The following is a 19,842-nucleotide window of genomic DNA, read 5'->3' as shown; positions in this document are numbered from 1 at the left end:
TTCTACTCCCGGTCGTCGATCGACTTCTTGCGCCGCGCGGTGACGGTGCCGCCGATCGCGACGACGATCACCACGCCCGCGCCGATGCCGATCCACGCACCCGCGGGCAGGCCGCCACCGCCGGCGTCCGCGCTGCCCGCCGGGGTGGCGCCGTAGAAGCCCCAGTAGCCGCTCTGCTCCATGATCTGGCCGGTGCCCGAGGGCTGCTTGGGCAGATCGGAGAACCGGTCGGAGCGGTAGGCCTCCAGCACGTTGTCGTAGTCCAGCACGACGCTGGGCGCCTGTGTGTAGTAGCGCGCCTGTGCCTGTCTGACCAGGCTCGCGCGCCGCGCCTGGTCCAGTTCGGTGCTTTCCTGCTGATACAGCGCGTCGAACTGCGGATCGCAGAAGAAGGCGGTGCTGCTGCCGCTGCCCGCGACGGCGGGCAGGGCCGAGCAGGTCTGCTTGGCCAGGATGTAGTCCGGGTCGGGGCTGGTGCCCCAGCCGGAGAGCGCGAGGTCGTAGGTGCCGGCGTTGGTGCGCTCGTCGACCTCGTTGTCGGAGACGAGCTGTTTGGTCACCTTGATGCCGATCGCGCCGAGCCAGCTGACGATGTAGTCGGAGGCGCGCTGGGAGAAGTCCTCGCCGGCACGGCCGACGAGGCGCAGGTCCAGCGGTTTGCCGTCGGGGCCGTTGCGGATGCCGTCCGGGCCGCGCAGGTAACCCGCCGCCTCGAGCTGGGCGTTGGCGGCCACGGCGTCGAACCTGTAGCGCTCGTCGGCCGTGGGTTGCCAGTGGTAGGTCGGGAACGAGGCGGGGATGACGCTGGAGCCGAGCTGCCCGTACCCGCCGAGGACCTTGTCGATGAGGGTCTGCGGGTCGATGGCCTTCGCGATCGACTGCCGCACCCGCACGTCCTTGAGTGCCGGGTTGCCGTCGCCGAGGGGCTGGCGGTCCGCGTTCTGCGCGCCGGGGTTGATCATCAGTTCCCGGTAGCGGCGGCCGTCGGCCTTGTTCGTGGTGATGTCCGGCTGACGCTGTAGTGCTTCGAACTGTGTCGGCGTGAGCCGGTTGACGAAGTCGACCTCGTTGTTGCGCAACGCGTTGACCGCGGCGTCGGCGTTCTTGTAGCTGATGAACTGCAGCTCGTCGATCTTGGCCTTGCCGCGCCAGTAGTCCGGGTTGGCCTTGAGCCGCACCAGTTCGTTCGGGCGGTACTCGGTGATCAGGAACGGGCCGTCGCCGACGCCGATCACGGACACGTCGTCGGTCTTCGGGTCGTCCATGTCGGGCTGGTTCGCCCATACGTGCTCGGGCACGATCGGCACGTCGAGTGCGGTCATGCTCGCCTGCGGCGTCTTGGTCCTGATCACCAGCGTCCTGTCGTCGGGTGCGGCGACGGACCGGAAGTTCTCGACGTAGGTGCCGTTGGCCTCCTGCGCCTTCTTGTCGGTCATGATGCGGTGGAACGTGTAGGCGGCGTCCTTCGCGGTGACCGCTTGCCCGTCGGACCACTTCACGCCGTCACGGATGTGGAAGGTCCAGGTGAGCTTGTCCGGCGAGGTGTCCCACGAGGCGGCCAGGCCCGGCGTCGGCGTGTTGTCCTGGGCGGAGGGCAGGGTGAGGAATTCCCACGTCATCCGGCCGACCATGGTGCTGGAGGCGAACGAGGCGAGGAACGGGTTGAGGTGGTCGATCTCCTGTACGAGCGCGACACGCAGCGTGGTGCCGCTGGTCTGTGCCTGGGCGCCGGACACGAACGGGCCCGCCGTCAATCCGGCGGCCAACGCGACCACGCCCACCCGTCTAGAGAAACTCGCCCCCACTGTCCCCACCTCTCTGCAAGCATCCGAGGCGGAAAAGTAACCACCTCAGGCCGGTGTGCGTCAACGATTACCACAGGTAGTTGCCCAGCCGTAACGTAAGGTCTGGACCATGCGCATCTTGATCTCGGCGGACATGGAAGGCGCCACCGGCGTCACGTGGACCGACGACGTGGTGCCCGGCACCGAGCAGTGGCAGCGTTTCCGCAGGCTGTTCACCAAAGACGTGAACGCGACGATCGAGGGGCTGCACGCGGGCGGGGCGTCCGACGTGCTTGTCAACGAGGCGCATTCGGCGCAGCGCAACCTGCTGCTGGAGGACCTCGACGTACGGGCGCGGATGCTCACCGGGCGCCACAAACCGCTGTCGATGATGGAGGGCATCGACTCGGGTGTGGACGGTGTGGTGTTCCTCGGCTATCACGCGGGCGCCGGCTGCGACGGCGTGCTGTCACACACCTACCTGCCCAACCAGATCACCGGGGTGTGGCTGGACGGCGTGCCCGCGAGCGAGGGCAGGCTCAACGCCGCACTCGCGGCCGAGTACGGCGTCCCGGTGCTGCTGGTCAGCGGCGACGACAAGACGTGCGAGGACGCGCGCGACTACGCACCCGGTGCGGCGCTGGTGGCGGTCAAGGAGGCGGTGAGCCGGTACGCCGCGATCTGCACGCCGCCGCAGCGCACCGCCGCCGCGCTGACCGAGGCGGCGGAGCGTGGCATGAAAACCGCGGGGCGCGGGAAGCCGGAGACGCGGGCGCACCGGATCGAGGTCGAGTTCGACGCGAGTCACCTCGCGCAGGCGACCGCGGTCGTGCCCACGGTCGAGCAGACCGGCGTGCGGCGCGTGGGTTTCGACGCGCCGGACATGACCGAGGCGATGAAGGCGTTCAAGGTGGTCACCGCGATCGCCGATGGCGCGGTACAGGGGAAATATGGCTGACGTAGTGGACCTGTGTGCCTCTCTGGTGCGCTTCGACACCACCAACCGGGGGCACGGTGACGCGGAGGGTGAGCGCGAGGCGGCGGAGTTCGTCGCGGGCGTGCTGGCCGACGCCGGGGTCGAGGCGAAGATCCTCGAATCCGCGCCGCGCCGGGCCAACGTGCTCGCCAGGATCCCCGGCGGCGACCCGTCGCTGCCCGCGATGCTCGTGCAGGGGCACCTCGACGTCGTGGCCGCGGACGCGGCGGACTGGACGGTGCCGCCGTTCGCCGGGGAGATCCGCGACGGCTACCTGTGGGGCCGCGGCACGGTGGACATGAAGGACTTCGTCGCGATGGTCCTGTCGCTGGTGTCGGAGGGGCTGCGGCCACGGCGGGATCTCGTGCTGGCGTTCGTCGCCGATGAGGAGGACCGCGGGGAATGGGGTGCGCACTGGCTGGCGACCGAGCATCGTGAGGAGTTCGACGGCTGCGCCGTCGCGATCAGCGAGTCCGGCGCCTACACCTACCACGTGCCGGCGGCCGACGGCCGGACCGTGCGGCTGTATCCGGTCGGCACGGCCGAACGCGGGACCGCGCATCTGCGGCTGACCGCACGTGGCCGCGCGGGGCACGGTTCGCGGCGCAACGACGAGAACGCCGTGGTGCGCCTCGTGGACGCGCTGCACCGGATCGCCGCGCACCGCTGGCCGGTCCGGCTGACGCCCACCGTCGAGGCCTTCCTGCTGCGCACCGGCGAAGCGCTCGGGGTCGAGGTCGACTTGTCCGATGTGGACGCGACGCTGGCGAGGCTCGGGCCCGCGGCGTCACTGGCCGAGAACACCGTCCGCAACAGCACGACGCCCACCATGCTCGACGCGGGCTACAAGGTGAACGTGATCCCGAGCATCGCGCGGGCGCAGGTGGACACCCGCGTGCTGCCGGGCACGGAGGACGAGCTGCTCGCCGAGATCGACGCATTGCTGGGGCCCGGTGTGGAGCGTGAGTTCGTGGCGCACCAGCAGCCGGTGCAGGCGCCGGTCGACTCGCCGTGGTTCGCGGCGATGGCCGAGGCGCTGCGCTCGGAGGACCCGCAGGCGGTCGTCGTGCCGTACTGCATGGGCGGCGGCACCGACGCGAAGGCGTTCACCCCGCTGGGCATCGACTGCTATGGTTTCGCGCCGCTGTGGCTGCCGGAGGGCTTCCCCTACCGCGCCATGGCCCACGGCGTGGATGAGCGGGTACCGGTCGAGGGCCTGCGCTTCGGCACACGCGTGCTACGCCACCTGCTGACGAACTGCTGACACACAGAACAAACAACAGGACGAACGAAGCCGCCAGGTGTGGTCATCCCGTCGCCTGCCCGCCGGCGAGCCATCCCTTTCTCGTGGTGCGGTTCCCCCGGCGCCGGTCCCGACGAAGGCTGCCGGTTCGTGGTGACCCCCGCGGCATAACAGGACCCCCGCCGTGCGGCCGGTTACGGTAGCCGCGTGTTCTTCACGTCGTTCGAGGAGGGGGATCCTCAGCCGCTGGCGGGCGTCGTCGGCACCGGGCCACGGTGGTCGCCTACCGCGAAGCCGGGCGTGGGGTTCACCGGGCTGCGGGCGTTGCGCTTCGACGGGCCGGTCCGGAGCAGGCTGTTCGACCTCGACACCACGACCGGCGAGCACACCGAGCTGTCCTACCTGGTGTTCCCGGAGTCCGCGCCCGGCGACGTGTACGCCGCCACGTGCGTGGTCCTCGACGTGGAGTTCGCCGACGGGACCACGCTGACCGAGCCGCTCGATCCGGACGCCCTCTACCCCGACCAGTGGAACCTCGTGCGCCGCGCGCTGCCCGTCGGACGGACCGTCCGGGCGATCCTGCTCCGCAACGACGGCGGTGCTGGCTGGGTCGACGACGTGCGGATCGCGGACCGGCCGCCTCGGCAGCGCGATCCCGTGGACTGGGTGCGCACCACCCGCGGCACCCACTCCAGCGCCGAGTTCTCGCGCGGCAACACCTTCCCGGCCACCGCCGTGCCGCACGGGTTCAACTTCTGGACCCCGGTCACCGACGCCTCGTCCACCACCTGGCTGTACGAGTATCACCGCCGCAACAACGCCGCGAACCGCCCGGTGCTCGCGGGTTTCGCGCTCAGCCACCAGCCCAGCCCGTGGATGGGCGACCGCCACACCTTCCACCTCGTCCCCGCCGGAGACCTGGCCTTCGGGCACGAGAACGAGACCGACCGGCCGCACCACTACGGCGTGCGGTTCGACAGCGGGCTCACCGTCGACCTCGCGCCCACCGATCACGCCGCCATCGTCCGCTTCGCCTTCCCGGGCCCGGCCGAGGTCGGCTTCCGCTGCAACCGGGGGCGCGTGCGGCTCGACGCCATGCGCGGTGTGGTCAGCGGGCACACCAGCGTGCGCTCCCGGCTGTCGGTCGGCGCGCGCCGCATGTACCTCTACGGCACCTTCGACCGGGAAGGCCACAAACACGGCAAGGCGTTGCGGTTCGGCACCTCCGAGGTGCGGCTCCGGATCGCGACGTCCCTGATCAGCGTCGAGCAGGCACGCCGCAACCTCGACGCCGAGATCCCGGCCGGAACCACATTCGAGGAGGTCAGGGAGCGGGCGCGCACCCAGTGGCAGGACCTGCTCGGCCGGATCGAACTGGACGGCGCGAACGAGGACCAGCGCACCACGTTCTACTCCTGCCTCTACCGCCTGTTCCTCTACCCCAACTCCGGCCACGAGGGTGGCAGGCACGTCAGCCCGATGACGCGCCGCCGGCGCGTGTTCGACGGCCCGATGTCGGTCAACAACGGCTTCTGGGACACCTACCGCACCGCGTGGCCCGCGTACGCCCTGCTCACACCCCACCGGTGCTGCGAACTGATCGAAGGCTTCGTCCAGCAGTTCCGCGAGGGCGGCTGGATCGCCCGCTGGTCCTCCCCCGGCTACGCCGACCTCATGACCGGCACCAGCTCCGACGTCGCCTTCGCCGACGCCTACCTCAAGGGCGTGCGCGGGTTCGACGTCGAAGCGGCCTACCGCGCCGCGCTGCGCAACGCGACGGTGCCCTCGCGCCGCCGCGGCGCCGGGCGCAAGGGCCTGCGGGAGTCGATCTTCCTCGGCTACACCCCGGCGAGCACACACGAGGGCATGTCCTGGGCACTGGAGGCGTGCGTCAACGACTTCGGCATCGCGAACCTGGCGCGGGCGCTCGGCCGTGCCGACGACGCGCGGTACTTCCGCCAGCGGGCGTTGCAGTACACGCGTCACTTCGACGAGCGCATCGGGTTCTTCCAGGGCCGCCACCGCGACGGCGGCTGGCGGTCGACCCCCGAGGAGTACGACCCGGCGCGCTGGGGCTACGACTACACCGAGACCGATGGCTGGAACATGGCCTTCACGGTTCCGCACGACGGCAACGGCCTGGCGAACCTGCTGGGCGGGCGCGCGGCGCTGGAGTCCAAACTGGACGCGTTCTTCGCGACGCCGGAGACCGGCCGCAATCCCGGCTCCTACGGCGGCATCATCCACGAGATGACCGAGGCGCGGGACATGCGGATGGGCCAGTACGGGCATTCGAACCAGCCCTCGCACCACATTCCGTGGATGTACCACCACGCGGGCGCGCCCGCGAAGACACAAGCCGTCGTGCGGGAGGTGCTCAGCCGCTGTTACTCCGGCAGCGAGATCGGCCAGGGCTACCCCGGGGACGAGGACAACGGCGAAATGTCCGCGTGGTATGTCTTCGCCGCGCTCGGGCTGTACCCGCTGGCCGTGGGCAGCCCGGTCTACGTCCTGATCGCTCCCCTGTTCCCCGCCGCGACGATCCACCTGGAGAACGGCACCGACGTGACGATCACGACCACCGGCACCGGCCCGTACGTGCGCGGCCTGCGGCTCAACGGCGCGCCCCACGACCGGGCGTGGCTCACCCACGAGGATCTGCTCGACGGTGCCCGGCTGGAGTTCGAACTCGGCGCCGAGCCCACGGGCTGGGGCGCGCCCCCACCGTCGCTGACCGAAGGAGACGCCCTGCCCGGCCCGCTCACCGACCTCACGGCCGGCGCGCCGGGCAGGCTGTTCGACGACACCAGCCGCACCCAGGTCGTGTTCCGCACCCGCACGCCCACCATCGAGTACACAGTGGAGGGTCGGCGGCGGCCGGTGCGGATCTACACCCTGACCTCCGGAACGCGCGACACGCCGAGCGCGTGGACCCTGGAGGGCTCATCGGACGGTCGCACATGGACGGTACTGGACGAACGTGACGACGAGGTGTTCCTCTGGCACCGGCAAACCCGCCCGTTCGCACTCGCCCGGCCCGCGTCGTTCCGGCATTACCGGCTCCGCATGAGAGCATCCAGCGGCAGAAGACCGTCGCTGGCCCAATGGGAGCTCTTGGCCTCATGATCGAACGACTCACGACGATGTGGGATCGCAACCGCGACCGGCTGGTCGCCTCCGATCCCGGTCTGGTCCGGCTGCGGCTGGCCGGCCTCGCCGTGTCCGGCATCGTGTGCTCGGTCGTCGTGCTGGCCGCGCTGGGCAGACCGCTGCCGACGATGCTGGTCGCCGGGATCGCGTCCATGCAGTGCGCGTTCACCGTCAACGACCGCACGCCCCGCGCGCAGGCCGTCACGCTCGTGCTCGCGTGCGCCTCCGGCGCGCTGTCGATGACCGTCGCCGCCTTCGGCGCGACCGCACCGCCGCTGGACAGCGTGCTGTTCATCCTGCTGATCTTCTTCGCGGTCTATGCCCAGCGGTTCGCCCCCAGGGGCAACGCGATCGGCGCGCTCGCGTTCTTCATGTTCTTCTTCTCGATGTTCCTGCAGATCCATCCCGCGCAACTGGGCCCGTACCTGACCGCGATCGTCACCGGCGTCGCGGCCAACGCGTTCGCCCGGTTCGTGTTGCTGCGCCGTAGCCCGGAACGGGAGCTGGTGCGGGTGCGCAAGGCGTTCCGTGCCCGGCTGGGCGCGGTCGCCCGCGCCGCGGCCGCGTACCTCGCCGGTGGCGGCACCGACCGCCGCCGGGCCCAGCTGCGCCGCGCGGACTCGCGGCTGCACGAGGCCGTGATGATGATCGAGGACACCATCGGCGACGTGCTCGAGCCCCCGGCCTCGGAACTGCTGCGCCGCCGCGCGATCGAGGTCGAGCTCGCCGCGCAGTGGCTGTCCATCACCACCCGCCGCACCAGCACCGAGGACCTGCCCGACGAGGTCCGCGACGAGCTGGCCGGCAACCTCGTGCGGTTCGAATCGCTCATCGAGCACGATCCCCGCGAGCTGCCGGTCATCAGCGACACCGACGAGTTCAGCAAGGTGCTCGTCGCGGGCAGCCGGCTCGACCGCGGTGCCCCCGGCGACGAGCTGCGCCGCGCGATCGCCGAACTGGCACTCGCCGACGTCAACGCGCAGCGCATCGCGGAGCACGACTACTCCGCCGAGGTCGAGCTGCCCGAACCCGAACCGCCGCAACGGAAAAAGGTCTTCGCCTACGACAACCGCACCCGCAGCGCGGTGCAGGCGACGATCGCGGGCGGGCTCGCCGTGCTCGGCGGCGAGCTGGTGTCGCACCAGCGATGGTACTGGGCGGTGCTGACCGTTTTCGTCGTGTTCCTCAACACCTCCACCGCGGGCGCGACGTTCGTGAAGGGGCTGCGCCGCGTCACCGGCACCCTCGTCGGGATCTTCGGCGGCATGGTGCTCGCGTTCCTGGTCACCGGGGACCGGACGGTCACCGTCGTGCTGCTGTTGGCGTGCGTGTTCGGGATCGTCTACACGGTACGGATCTCCCAGCTGATCGGTTCGGTGTTCATCACCTGCATGCTGGGCCTGCTCTACAGCCTGCTCGGCACGTTCAGCTTCGACGTGCTGTGGCTGCGGGTGGCCGAGACCGCGATCGGAGCCGTGGCCGGGATCCTCGCCGCGGTCGCGGTGCTGCCGGTGCGCACCAGGACCGTACTGCGGTCGGACATGGAGAAGGTGCTGGCGAACCTGCACGACTTCCTCGACCAGAGCGAGCAGCTGCTGTCCGGACGGGAGAACGTCAACGTCATCGAGTACTCCCGTGAGCTGGACCGCTCGATCGACCAGGTGCGCACCACCGTCGAACCGCTCACCCACCCGATCAGCCTGGCCAGCCGCCGCGACTACGGCTCCTACGTGCTCACCACGCTCGACCGCATCTCCTTCCGCTCCCGCCTCATCGCCGCCCGCGCCGAACCCGGAATGCTCGCCGGTGACGACCGCCTCACCACGATCGTGGACCGGCTCACCGCGAACATCGACATCCTGCGCGCCGCGCTCGGCCCCGGTACGCAGAGGGACCTCGACCTCGACACTGAGACACGTCTCACCAGGAAGTCCGACGACCCGGGAGTGCGGTCGATGCTGATCAGTTTCGGGCGGCTCGACGAGGGGATCATCGCCCTCGGCAAGGCGTTCGAGGTGCCCGCCGCCGAATCGGTTCAGGTGAACGTGAGGCGACGCACCGTATCGGAAAAGCCGGAGGCCGATAGAGTTCGGCACATAAGCGAAGAGAACGTCCGCAGGAGTACGCAATGACCCAAGCCCCCGTCAACGTCACCGTAACCGGCGCCGCCGGCCAGATCGGCTACGCGCTGCTGTTCCGCATCGCGTCCGGTCAGCTGCTCGGCCCGGACACCCCGGTGAAGCTGCGGCTGCTGGAGATCCCGCAGGCGGTCAAGGCGGCCGAGGGCACCGCGATGGAACTCGAGGACGGGGCCTTCCCGCTGCTGGCCGGCACCGACATCTTCGACGACCCGAAGCAGGCCTTCGCGGGCGCGAACGTCGCGCTGCTGGTCGGCGCCCGCCCGCGCACCAAGGGCATGGAGCGCGCGGACCTGCTGGAGGCCAACGGCGGCATCTTCAAGCCCCAGGGCGAGGCGATCAACGCCGGCGCCGCCGACGACATCAAGGTGCTCGTGGTCGGCAACCCGGCCAACACCAACGCCCTGATCGCCCAGTCGAACGCACCCGACGTGCCCGCCGAGCGGTTCACCGCGATGACCCGCCTCGACCACAACCGCGCGCTCGCGCAGCTGGCCAAGAAGCTCGGCGTCTCGGTCGCCGACATCAAGAAGCTGACGATCTGGGGTAACCACTCCGCCAGCCAGTACCCGGACATCTTCCACGCCGAGGTCGCCGGCAAGAACGCCGCCGAGGCCGTCAACGACGAGAAGTGGCTGGCCGAGGAGTTCATCCCGACCGTCGCCAAGCGCGGCGCGGCGATCATCGAGGCGCGCGGCGCATCCTCCGCGGCGTCGGCCGCCTCCGCCGCCATCGACCACGTCCACACCTGGGTCAACGGCACCGCCGAGGGCGACTGGACCTCGATGGCCATCCCGTCGGACGGCTCCTACGGCGTGCCCGAGGGCCTGATCTCGTCGTTCCCGGTCACCACCAAGAACGGCAAGTACGAGATCGTGCAGGGCCTGGAGATCAGCGAGTTCTCCCGCACCCGCATCGACGCCTCCGTCGCCGAGCTCGGTGAGGAGCGCGACGCGGTGCGCAAGCTCGGCCTCATCTGAGTTTCCCGCGAAAAGGGCGCGGTGTCCACTGTGGACGCCGCGTCTTTTTCTTGTTCAGAGCCGGGTCGCGGTGCGGACCAGATCGGCGATGGCGCGGGAGCGGCTCTGCGGCGGCCACGCGATCACCGTGGTGACCGGTGGCGCGTCGAGCACGGGCACGGTCGCGTGCTCGGCCGCGAGGTGGCCGCGGACGGACTCCGGTAGCACCGCCCAGGCACGGCCGAGCGCGATCAGTTGCAGCAACTGCGCGTTGTCCCGGAGCTGTGGGCCGGGCCCGTCCGGGTAAGTCCCGTCGGACCTGGGCCAGCGCGGCGCCGGCGGCTCGGTCAGGGCGGTGAGCTCGGCCATGCGCACGTGGCCGCGGGTGGTGAGCGGATGCCCGGCGGGCAGGACCGCGACCTGGCCCTCCGTGCGCAGTTCCTCGGTGTCGAATCCGGCGATCGAATCGAAGGGCAGGTGCAGCAGCGCGACATCCGCCCGGCCGTCGCGCAGCAGCTGCCCCTGCTGGGCGATCGCACACAGCTGCACGTCGACGGTGACCGCGCCGGGTTCGGCGGCGTAGGCGTCCAGCAGTTTCGCCAGCAGTTCGGTGGCGGCACCGGCCTTGGTGACCAGGACCAGGCCCGGCCCGTCCGTCGCGGCCCGCCGGGTGCGGCGCTCGGCGGCCTCGATGGCGTCGAGCGCGGTCCTGCCTTCCCGGAGCAGCACGGCGCCGGCCTCGGTCAGGGTGACGCCCCGGCTGTTGCGTTCGAACAGCACCGCGCCGAGCCGGCGTTCCAGCTGCTGGATCGCCCGCGACAGCGGGGGTTGTGCCATGCCGAGTCGGTGCGCGGCGCGGCCGAAGTGCGCTTCCTCGGCGACCGCCACGAAGTACCGCAGCTCGCGGGTTTCCACGCACGCAACGATACCCGTGCGGTATCGCTGCCGACCCGATCGGTGTTGGAGCGGGCGCGGGGGGCGGGCACACGATGGAGCCATGAGCCAACAGAAGATCGCGCTGGTCACCGGCGCGAACAAGGGGATCGGATACGAGATCGCGGCGGGGCTCGGCGCGCTGGGCTGGAACGTCGGCATCGGCGCTCGCGACGACCAGCGCCGCGAGACCGCCGTGGAGAAACTGCGTGCGGCAGGCGTCGAGGCGTTCGGCGTACCACTCGACGTGACCGACGACGCGAGCGTGACCGCCGCCGCGCACCTCATCGACCAGCACGCGGGCGGCCTCGACGTGCTCGTCAACAACGCCGGGATCACCGGTGGCGTGCCGCAGGAGCCGACCAGGGTCGACCCCGCGACGATCCGGAGGGTCGTGGAGACCAACGTCATCGGCGTCATCCGGGTCACCAACGCGATGCTGCCGATGCTGCGCCGGTCGGCATCGCCGCGGATCGTGAACATGTCCAGCAGCGTCGGCTCGCTCACCCGGCAGTCGACGCCCGGCGCGGAGACCGGCCCGATCTCGGCGGCCTACGCGCCGTCGAAGTCGTTCCTCAACGCAGTCACGATCCAGTACGTCAAGGAACTGGCCGGCACCGGGATCCTGATCAACGCGGGCTGCCCCGGCTTCACCGCGACCGACCTCAACGGCTTCCGCGGCGTCCGCACGCCGCAACAGGGCGCGGCGATCGCGATCACGCTGGCGACCCTGCCCGACGACGGCCCGACCGGCGGGTTCTTCGAAGACGACGGCGAGGTTCCCTGGTAGCCGGCCGTGCGGTCCCCCTCATGGCGCGGAGCACCATGAGGGGGCCACGGCTCAGGCCCCGGTGAGGCCGCGGCGCTTGAGCAGCGGCGTGATCTCCGGATCGCGGCCGCGGAACGTGCGGAACGCGGCCATCGAGTCCAGGCTGCCGCCGCGGCTGAGCAGCTCGCGGCGGAAGTGGTCGCCGTTGGCCCTGCTCAGCCCGCCGTTCTCCTTGAACCACTCCACCGTGTCGGCGTCGAGCACCTCGCTCCAGATGTAGGAGTAGTAGCCGGCCGAGTATCCGCCGCTGAACACGTGCGCGAAGTACGTGCTGCGGTAGCGCGGCGGCACGGTGTGCAGGGCGACGCCTGCCTTCTCCAGTGCCTGTGCCTCGAACCGGGTGACGTCGGAGATGTCGTCGTCGGTGCTGATGCCGTGCCATGCCTGGTCCAGCAGGGCGGCGGCCAGGTACTCGGTCGTCGCGAAGCCCTGGCCGTACTGGGCGGACTCCTCCAGCCGCTCGACCAGCCGCTGCGGCAGCGGCTCGCCGGTCTGGTGGTGCTTGGCGTAGTTGGCCAGCACCTCCGGCCACAACATCCACATCTCGTTGACCTGCGACGGGTACTCGACGAAGTCACGCGGCACGTTGGTGCCCGAGAACGTCGGGTACTTCACCGCCGACAGCAGGGCGTGCAGCGCGTGCCCGAACTCGTGGAACGCCGTCACCACCTCGTCGAAGGACAGCAGCGTCGGCTCGCCCTCCGGCGGGCGGGTGATGTTGAGGTTGTTCACCACCACCGGCCGGTCGCCGAGCAGGTCCGACTGGTCCACGAACGTGTTCATCCACGCGCCGCCGCGCTTGGAATCGCGCGTGTAGTAGTCGCCGAGGAACAGTCCCAGCGGCGAGCCGTCGGCGTCGAAGACCTCGAACACCCGCACCTCGGGGTGGTACTTGGGCAGGTCGTGCCGCTCGGTGAAGCTCAGCCCGTACAGCTTGCCCGCGGCGAAGAACACACCGTCGACGAGCACCCGGTCGAGCTCGAAGTAGGGCCGCAGTGTCGCGTCGTCCACGTCGTAGCGCGCCTTGCGGACCCGTTCGCCGTAGAACGCCCAGTCCCACGGCTCCAGCTTCGCGCCGGGCACGTCCTCGGCCAGGTAGCGCTGCAACTCGTCGGCGTCGCGCTTGGCGTTGGCCACCGCCGCCGGCGCCAGCCGCTCCAGCAGCCCGACCGCGGCGTCGGAGGTGCGGGCGGTCTCGTCGGAGATCACATACCCGGCGTGGTGCGGGTAGCCCAGCAGTGCGGCGCGCTCGGCCCGCAGCGCCGCGATGCGCCGCAGCACGGCCGTGTTGTCGTTGTCGTTGCCGCGATTGCCGCGCGAGACCGACGCTTCGAACAGGCGCCTGCGCAGCTCACGGTTCTGCAGCGACGCCAGCAGCGGCTGGGACGTGGGCAGGCTCAGGTTCAGCAGGTACCGGCCCTGCTCGCCGCGCGCCGCGGCCGCCTCGCCCGCGGACGCGATCGCGTCCGCGGACAGCCCGGCCAGCTCCGCCGGATCGTCGACGAGCACCGCGAGGTCGTTGGTGTCGCGCAGCAGGTTCTCCTGGAAGCTCGTGCTCAGCATCGACAGCTCTTCGTTGAGCTTGCGCAGCCGCCGCTGGTCGGCCTCCGGCAGGCCCGCGCCCGCCCGTTCGAAATCGGTGTGCACGCGCTCCAGCAGCCACGCCGACTCGGCGTCCAGCCCGAGTTCCTCGCGGCGCTCGTACAGCTCACGCACCCGGCCGTAGAGCTTCGGGTCCAGGCGGATCGCGTCGTGGTGTGCCGCCAGCTTCGGCGCGACCTCGGCCTGCAGGTCCTGCAGCACCGGGTTCGTGTCCGAGGAGGTGAGGTTGAAGAACACCGAGGACACCCTGCCGAGCAGCCGGCCCGAACGTTCGAGCGCGACGATCGTGTTGTCGAACGTGGGCGGCTCGGCGCTGCCCGCGATCGCCTCGATCTCCGCGGCGTGCTCGGCGAGCCCGGCCTCGAACGCCGGGGCGTAGTGCTCCTCGGTGATCCGGTCGAACGGCGGCATGCCGTAGGGCAGCTCGCTCGGCTTGGCGAACGGATTGTCCGGCGGCAACGCGGTACTCACAGGCGCGCCTCGCTTCCCTCGGCACTCCCGTGAGCCCGTACTGCTGTGGTGCATCGTTCGTTCGCAAGCTCACTCACGCGCGGCCCCTTTGTCCCGTAGAACCTCCGACCGTGGCGTCGGAGGATGCCTTCTTCCTACCGCGCTTGGGCTTCTCGGGCACTATTGCCGCGAAATCCGAGCCGTGATCATTCACGCGCAACACGAATGGGCGAGTCTCGGTGTAGCGCACGACGGAGACCGAGGCCGGGTCGACCACGATCCGCTGGAACGAGTCGAGATGCTGGCCGAGCGCGTCGGCGACGATCGCCTTCAGTACGTCGCCGTGACTGCACACCACCCAGACCGCGTGGTCCCCGTGCGCGGCGGTGATCCGCGCGTCGTGCTCGCGGATCGCGGCGACGGCCCGCGCCTGCATGCCCGCGAGCCCCTCCCCGCCGGGGAACACCGCCGCCGACGGATGCGCCTGCACGACCCGCCACAGCGGTTCCTTCACCAGCGTCTTGAGCTCCCTGCCGGTCCAGTCGCCATAGTCCACTTCGGACAGGCGGGGCTCGACGGTGCGCTCGATGCCGCGGTCGTCCAGTAGCGGGGCCAGGGTCTGCTTGCAGCGCAGCAGCGGCGACACCACGGCCTCGGCGAGCGGCACCTTGGCCAGCCGGTCGAGCAGGGCCTTGGCCTGGGTGCGCCCGGTCTCGTCGAGCCCGACCTTCGGCATCCGGCCGGCGAGCACACCCGAACCGTTGGCGCTCGACCGGCCGTGCCGGAGCAGAATGACGGTAGCCACGCCCCGAGAGTAGCCGCGGCACGCAATGCCTCCGTTGAGGGTGGTGGTGGGCGAGGGGCTGGCCCCTACGTGCAGCTCAGAAGTCGGGTCCCGCGCTGGGATCGAGAACCCCGGTGAAGATCAGCACGAACAACGCGGCGCCCAGCGCGACCCGGTAGATCACGAACGGCAGGTAGCTCTTGGTCTTGATGAAGTTCATCAGCCACGAGATCACCAGGTAGCCGACGCCGAAGGAGACGAGCGTGGCCAGGATCGTCGGCCCCCACTGCGGGCTGTTCGCGCCGCCGATCTTGCTGACCTCGTACAGGCCGGAGCCGAACACGGCGGGCACCGCGAGCAGGAACGCGTACTCGGTGGCCTCCGCGCGGGTGTAGCCGAGCAGCAGACCGCCGGTGACCGTGCCGCCCGAGCGCGACACACCCGGCACGAGCGCCAGTGCCTGCGCGAAGCCGTAACCGAGCCCGTGCGGCACGGTCAGCTGATCCAGGGTGCGCTGCTGCGAGCCGATGCGGTCGGCGATGGCGAGGATGATGCCGAACACGATCAGCACCGTCGCGGTGATCCGCAGATCCCGGAAGGTGTGATGGATGTCGTCCTGGAACAGCAGCCCCAGCACCACGATCGGGATCGAGCCGACGATCACCAGCCAGCCCATCCGCGCGTCCGGGTCCTGCCGGTATTCCTTCTTGTACAGGGAGAAGAACCAGCCCCGGACGATCTGGCCGATCTTGCGGCCGAAGTAGAGCACCACGGCGAGTTCGGTGCCGATCTGGATCACGGCGGTGAACGCGGCGCCGGGGTCGTCCCAGCCGGCGAGCGCGGCGGTGATCCGCAGGTGCGCACTGGAGGAGATGGGGAGGAACTCGGTGAGGCCCTGGACCAGGCCGAGGACGATGGCTTCGAACCAGCCCATGATCACCGGGCCCTGGCGAAAAGTCTGTTATGCACGGAGCGCAGGGTAGCGATCGCGGGATCGTGGCCCACACGGGCGTCGCTTCGCCACCCAGTTACTCTCTGGAGTTATGGAGAAGCGACAGCTGGGACGGTCGGGACTGCGCGTCTCCAGGATGGCGCTGGGCACCATGAGCTGGGGCAGCGATACCGACGCCGAGGAGGCGGCGAGCCAGCTGGTCGTGTTCGTGGACGCCGGGGGAACGCTGGTGGACACCGCCGACATCTACGCCGAGGGCGAGTGCGAACGAATCCTCGGCTCCCTGATCGCCGACCTGGTTCCGCGCGACGACCTGGTGATCGCGACGAAGGCCGTCGCCCGCCGCACCGACGGGCCGTTCGGCGGCGGCGCCTCGCGCGGCGCGCTGCTCACCGCACTCGACGGGTCGCTGCGCCGGCTGGGCACCGATCACATCGACCTGTGGCAGCTGCACGCGTGGGACGCCAGCGTGCCGCTCGAGGAGACGCTGTCCGCGCTCGACTACGCGGTCAGCTCCGGCAAGGTCCGCTACACCGGTGTGTCGAACTACGCGGGCTGGCAGCTCGCGACCGCCGCGTCGCGGACGTCGCTGGTCTCCACGCAGGTCGAGTACTCGCTGGTGGAGCGCGGCGTCGAGCGTGAGGTGGTGCCGGCCGCGGTGCACCACGGGATCGGGCTGCTGCCGTGGGCCCCGCTCGGCCGCGGGGTGCTGACCGGCAAGTACCGCACCGGCACGCCCGCCGACTCGCGCGGCGCCTCCCCCGCCTACGCGGGCTACGTCGAACAGCACCGCACGGACCGGGCGGCCCGCATCGTGGAGGCGGTGTCCACGGCCGCCGATGGCCTGGGCACCTCTCCCCTGGTGGTCGCACTCGCCTGGGTGCGCGACCGGCCCGGCGTGGTCGCCCCCGTCGTCGGCGCCCGCGACACCGGCCAGCTCACCGGCTCTCTCGCGGCGGAGGAGATCGCTCTGCCGCACGCCATCAAAGCCGCGCTCGACGACGTCAGCGCGATCCAGTTCGGTTACCCCGAGCGGTGGCCCAAGTGACAAGCAGGTGACACACGCGTGACGTGGCGGGCAATCTGGAGCATGCTAGGCCCAAGTGAGCAGAAGTCCGGAGGGCGCGTGCGGAGGTCGGCCGTGGCGGTGGCGATAGCAGGTGCGCTACTCGCTTCGGGCTGCTCGTCCGGTAACGGCCAGGGTGACGACGAGCTGCAGATCGTGACCAATCCCGTCGCGGCGACGGCACCCGTTTCGCCGGCGCCGTCGGTTCCCCCCGCGGGCACGGTACTCCCCTCGGCGGCGGTGACCGCGATCGTCACCGATCCCGCCAGCCGCACTCTCGCCGTCGCGTCCGGCCAGGACGTGCTGCTCTACCGGTCCGACGACACGGCCGCCGCCCCGGTGCGCGTCGCCGTGGACGGGCCGGTCGAACAGCTCGACGTCTCCGGCGGGCAGCTGCTGGCGACGATTCCGGCGAAGGGCGAGGTGGCCCGCATCGCGCTGCCCGCCGGGCAGGTATCGGTGCTCAAGGTCGCGGGACAGCCCGCGAGCGCCGTCATGGCAGGTGGCCAGACGCTCGTCGCCGTGCGCGACCGCAAGGCCATCGACGTCTTCCAGGGCGACGCGCTGGTCAAGACGATCACCGGCGGGCTCTACAGCGCCGATCAGGTCCTGCGGCCCGGCGACCACACCGTCGTGCTCGACCGGCTGCGCACGGCCGTGTTCTCCGTCGACGTCGCTGGCGGCACGGTCGGCGAGGGCCTGCGGGCCGGTGACGGCGCCACGAACGCGGTCACCGACTCCTACGGGCGGGTGCTGGTGACCGACACGCGTGCCGGCGCGCTGCTCGCGTTCTCCGCGGACCCGTTGCTGCTGCGGCAGATGTACCCGGTCCCCGGCGGCGTCTACGGCATCGCCTATGACGCCAAGCGGTCGCTCGCGTGGGTCACCCTCACCGGACGCAACGAGGTCGTGGGGTTCGACGTGCGCGGCGGCGAACCGGTCGAGAAGTACCGGTTCCCGACGGTGCGACAGCCGAATTCGATCACCGTCGACGAGCAGACCTCGCGGGTGTTCGTCGGCTCGGCAACAGGAGAAGGGATCCAGGTGATCCAGCCATGAAACAGCAGGAGGCGGTGGTCGACGAGGATTGGGAGTACCGCCGGCTGCAGCTCCCGCCAGGCCTGTCCCGGCGTGCGGCCGCGACCCAGCTCTCCATCCACGCCGAGTTCGCGGGCTGGGAACTGTCCACGGTCCGGCTCTACTCCGACGGCACGCGGCGCGTCTGGCTCCGCCGCAAACGCCGTCCCGCCGAGGTCGGCTACCTGGCCTCCTAGCAGGCCCGGCATCGCCTGAACTCGAAGCCCGTGTCGGCGCGCTGGAGATGCGCGTCGGTGAGTTGACCGTCGAGGCACGCGCGGCGCGGCAGGACGCAGCCGCGGCGCGACACATCGCCGATCTGGCGGTCAAGGTCGACGCCAACCGCCAGGCGATCAACGTATTGGCGGTGCAGACGCGGGAGCAATTCGGCGCAGTGGACCGGCGGTTCGACGCGGTGGACCGGCGTATCGACGCGCTCGAGCGCAAGGTCGACGACGGTTTCACCGAGATGCGGGGCAAGTTCGACGTGACGGCCGCGGGGCTCGACCAGATCACCGGTCTGCTGACCACCCTGATCAGCCGGGAGAACGACCGGCCTTCCTAGGCGCTGCGGAAGAACCGGTCCAGCACACGAGTCCCGAACCGCAGCGCGTCGACGGGTACCCGCTCGTCCACGCCGTGGAACAGGCCCGAGAAGTCCAGATCCGCGGGCAGCTTGAGCGGGGCGAAACCGAAGTTGCGAATCCCCAGCGACTGGAACGACTTCGCGTCCGTGCCGCCCGAGAGCATGTACGGCAGCGTCCTCGCGCCCGGGTCCTCGGCCAGCACCGACGCGGTCATCGCGTCCACCAGCGCCCCGTCGAACGTGGTCTCCACCGGCGGGAGTTCCATCCACTCCTTCTCGATGTCCGGCCCGAGGATCTCGTCCAGTTCGCGGTCGAACGCCTCCAGCCTGCCGGGCAGGATGCGGCAGTCGACCGCCGCCTCGGCCACCGACGGGATCACGTTCGACTTGTACCCGGCGGTGAGCATCGTCGGGTTGGCGGTGTCGCGCAGGGTCGCGCCGATCATGCGCGAGATGTTGCCCAGCTTCGCCACGGCGCCGTCGAGATCGTCCTCCGGAAAGTCCCAGCCGGTGATCTCGGTGACGCCCGCGAGGAACTCCCGCACCGAATCGGTGAGCACGAGCGGGAAACGGTGGTTGCCCAGGCGCGCGACCGCCTCCGACAGCTTGGTGACGGCGTTGTCGCGATGGATCATCGAGCCGTGCCCTGCGGTGCCGCGCACCCGCAGCTTCATCCAGCGGATGCCTTTCTCCGCCGTCTCGATCAGGTAGGTGCGGACGTCGTCCTTGAGCGTGATGGAGAACCCGCCGACCTCGCTGATCGCCTCCGTCGCGCCCTCGAACAGCTCGGGCCGGTGCTCCACCAGCCACTGCGCGCCGAACTTGCCCCCGGCCTCTTCGTCGGCGAGGAACGCGAAGATCATGTCGCGCGGCGGCACGATGCCGTGCCGCTTGTAGTGCCTGGCCAGCGCCAGCGTCATGCCGACCATGTCCTTCATGTCGACCGCGCCCCGGCCCCAGACGTAACCGTCCTGGATCGCGCCGGAGAACGGGTGCACCGACCACTCCGACGCATCGGCGGGCACCACGTCGAGGTGGCCGTGCACCAGCAGCGCGCCACGGCCGGGGTCGGCGCCGGGCAGCCGCGCGATGACGTTGTGCCGGTTCTTGCCGCCGGACTCGACGTAGGTGATCTCGTAACCGGCCTCGGTGAGCTTATCGGCCACGTACTCCGCCGCCGCCCGCTCCCCCACCAGCGTGTCCGGATCACCGGTGTTGGTGGTGTCGATGCGGATCAGCTCGCTGGTGAGCGTGACGGCCTCGTCGGCCGCGCTGTCGATCATGCTCGGTTCGGTCACCGGCTCTTCCTATCA

16 protein-coding genes are annotated in these 19,842 nt (G+C 70.4%); 10 read left to right on the top strand and 6 right to left on the bottom strand.

Features of this window, described 5'->3' with window-relative positions; translation table 11 throughout:
• Nucleotides 1–2: 2 nt before the first annotated feature.
• Nucleotides 3–1,775, bottom strand: a complete 1,773-nt coding sequence (locus HFP15_RS04390) for an ABC transporter substrate-binding protein (protein WP_168511686.1) — start codon at nt 1,773–1,775, stop codon at nt 3–5.
• Between the two features lie 139 nt (nt 1,776–1,914).
• Here HFP15_RS04390 and HFP15_RS04385 point away from each other — a divergent pair, with 139 nt between their 5' ends.
• From HFP15_RS04385 to HFP15_RS04365, 5 genes are all read left to right on the top strand, one after another.
• A complete protein-coding gene (locus HFP15_RS04385; RefSeq protein ID WP_168511684.1) occupies nt 1,915–2,742 on the top strand; it encodes a M55 family metallopeptidase in 828 nt (275 codons plus the stop codon).
• Nucleotides 2,735–4,024, top strand: coding sequence for a M20/M25/M40 family metallo-hydrolase (locus HFP15_RS04380; RefSeq protein ID WP_168511682.1), 1,290 nt, complete (start codon nt 2,735–2,737; stop codon nt 4,022–4,024). The genes HFP15_RS04385 and HFP15_RS04380 overlap by 8 nt, the downstream gene beginning before the upstream one ends.
• A gap of 186 nt (nt 4,025–4,210) precedes the next feature.
• Nucleotides 4,211–7,129, top strand: coding sequence for a GH92 family glycosyl hydrolase (locus HFP15_RS04375; protein WP_168511680.1), 2,919 nt, complete (start codon nt 4,211–4,213; stop codon nt 7,127–7,129).
• The gene (locus HFP15_RS04370) at nt 7,126–9,285 is read left to right on the top strand and encodes an FUSC family protein (RefSeq protein ID WP_246271377.1); all 2,160 of its coding nucleotides are present in this window, start codon (nt 7,126–7,128) and stop codon (nt 9,283–9,285) included. Before HFP15_RS04375 ends, HFP15_RS04370 begins: the two co-directional genes overlap by 4 nt.
• Complete coding sequence (locus tag HFP15_RS04365) at nt 9,282–10,271, top strand: malate dehydrogenase (RefSeq protein ID WP_168511678.1); 990 nt, start codon at nt 9,282–9,284, stop codon at nt 10,269–10,271. Before HFP15_RS04370 ends, HFP15_RS04365 begins: the two co-directional genes overlap by 4 nt.
• 54 nt (nt 10,272–10,325) lie before the next feature.
• Here the strand turns inward: HFP15_RS04365 and HFP15_RS04360 are convergent, their stop codons facing one another.
• Nucleotides 10,326–11,165, bottom strand: a complete 840-nt coding sequence (locus HFP15_RS04360) for a LysR family transcriptional regulator (protein ID WP_168511676.1) — start codon at nt 11,163–11,165, stop codon at nt 10,326–10,328.
• Nucleotides 11,166–11,247: 82 nt separating this feature from the next.
• On the opposite strand from HFP15_RS04360, the gene HFP15_RS04355 reads away from it, so the two are divergent.
• The gene (locus tag HFP15_RS04355; RefSeq protein WP_168511674.1) at nt 11,248–11,973 is read left to right on the top strand and encodes an SDR family oxidoreductase; all 726 of its coding nucleotides are present in this window, start codon (nt 11,248–11,250) and stop codon (nt 11,971–11,973) included.
• Between the two features lie 51 nt (nt 11,974–12,024).
• Here HFP15_RS04355 and HFP15_RS04350 read toward each other — a convergent pair whose 3' ends face one another.
• From HFP15_RS04350 to HFP15_RS04340, 3 genes are all read right to left on the bottom strand, one after another.
• Nucleotides 12,025–14,025, bottom strand: coding sequence for a M3 family metallopeptidase (locus HFP15_RS04350; protein ID WP_246271416.1), 2,001 nt, complete (start codon nt 14,023–14,025; stop codon nt 12,025–12,027).
• Between the two features lie 133 nt (nt 14,026–14,158).
• On the bottom strand, nt 14,159–14,869 hold the full coding sequence (locus tag HFP15_RS04345; protein WP_168511670.1) for a histidine phosphatase family protein: 711 nt from the start codon (nt 14,867–14,869) through the stop codon (nt 14,159–14,161).
• 76 nt (nt 14,870–14,945) lie between these two features.
• A complete protein-coding gene (locus HFP15_RS04340) occupies nt 14,946–15,782 on the bottom strand; it encodes an undecaprenyl-diphosphate phosphatase (RefSeq protein WP_168511668.1) in 837 nt (278 codons plus the stop codon).
• Nucleotides 15,783–15,891: 109 nt separating this feature from the next.
• Between HFP15_RS04340 and HFP15_RS04335 the strand changes: the two genes are divergently transcribed.
• From HFP15_RS04335 to HFP15_RS04320, 4 genes are all read left to right on the top strand, one after another.
• Complete coding sequence (locus HFP15_RS04335) at nt 15,892–16,848, top strand: aldo/keto reductase (protein WP_168511666.1); 957 nt, start codon at nt 15,892–15,894, stop codon at nt 16,846–16,848.
• A gap of 78 nt (nt 16,849–16,926) precedes the next feature.
• Nucleotides 16,927–17,925, top strand: a complete 999-nt coding sequence (locus HFP15_RS04330; RefSeq protein WP_376768845.1) for a YncE family protein — start codon at nt 16,927–16,929, stop codon at nt 17,923–17,925.
• Nucleotides 17,922–18,140: a DUF5703 family protein gene (locus HFP15_RS04325; protein WP_168511662.1), complete on the top strand. Its 219-nt coding sequence runs from the start codon at nt 17,922–17,924 to the stop codon at nt 18,138–18,140. Before HFP15_RS04330 ends, HFP15_RS04325 begins: the two co-directional genes overlap by 4 nt.
• 47 nt (nt 18,141–18,187) lie before the next feature.
• Nucleotides 18,188–18,508 carry a hypothetical protein gene (locus tag HFP15_RS04320; RefSeq protein WP_168511660.1) on the top strand — a complete coding sequence of 107 codons (321 nt, stop codon included), beginning with the start codon at nt 18,188–18,190 and terminating at the stop codon, nt 18,506–18,508.
• On the opposite strand, the gene HFP15_RS04315 is transcribed toward HFP15_RS04320, so the two are convergent.
• Complete coding sequence (locus HFP15_RS04315) at nt 18,505–19,827, bottom strand: M20/M25/M40 family metallo-hydrolase (protein ID WP_168511658.1); 1,323 nt, start codon at nt 19,825–19,827, stop codon at nt 18,505–18,507. The genes HFP15_RS04320 and HFP15_RS04315 overlap by 4 nt on opposite strands.
• Nucleotides 19,828–19,842 lie beyond the last annotated feature (15 nt).

Source organism: Amycolatopsis acididurans (assembly GCF_012328925.1).
GTDB lineage: Bacteria > Actinomycetota > Actinomycetes > Mycobacteriales > Pseudonocardiaceae > Amycolatopsis_E > Amycolatopsis_E acididurans.
Note: the sequence above shows the minus strand (reverse complement) of the source record. Positions and strands in the feature narration are given on the sequence as shown.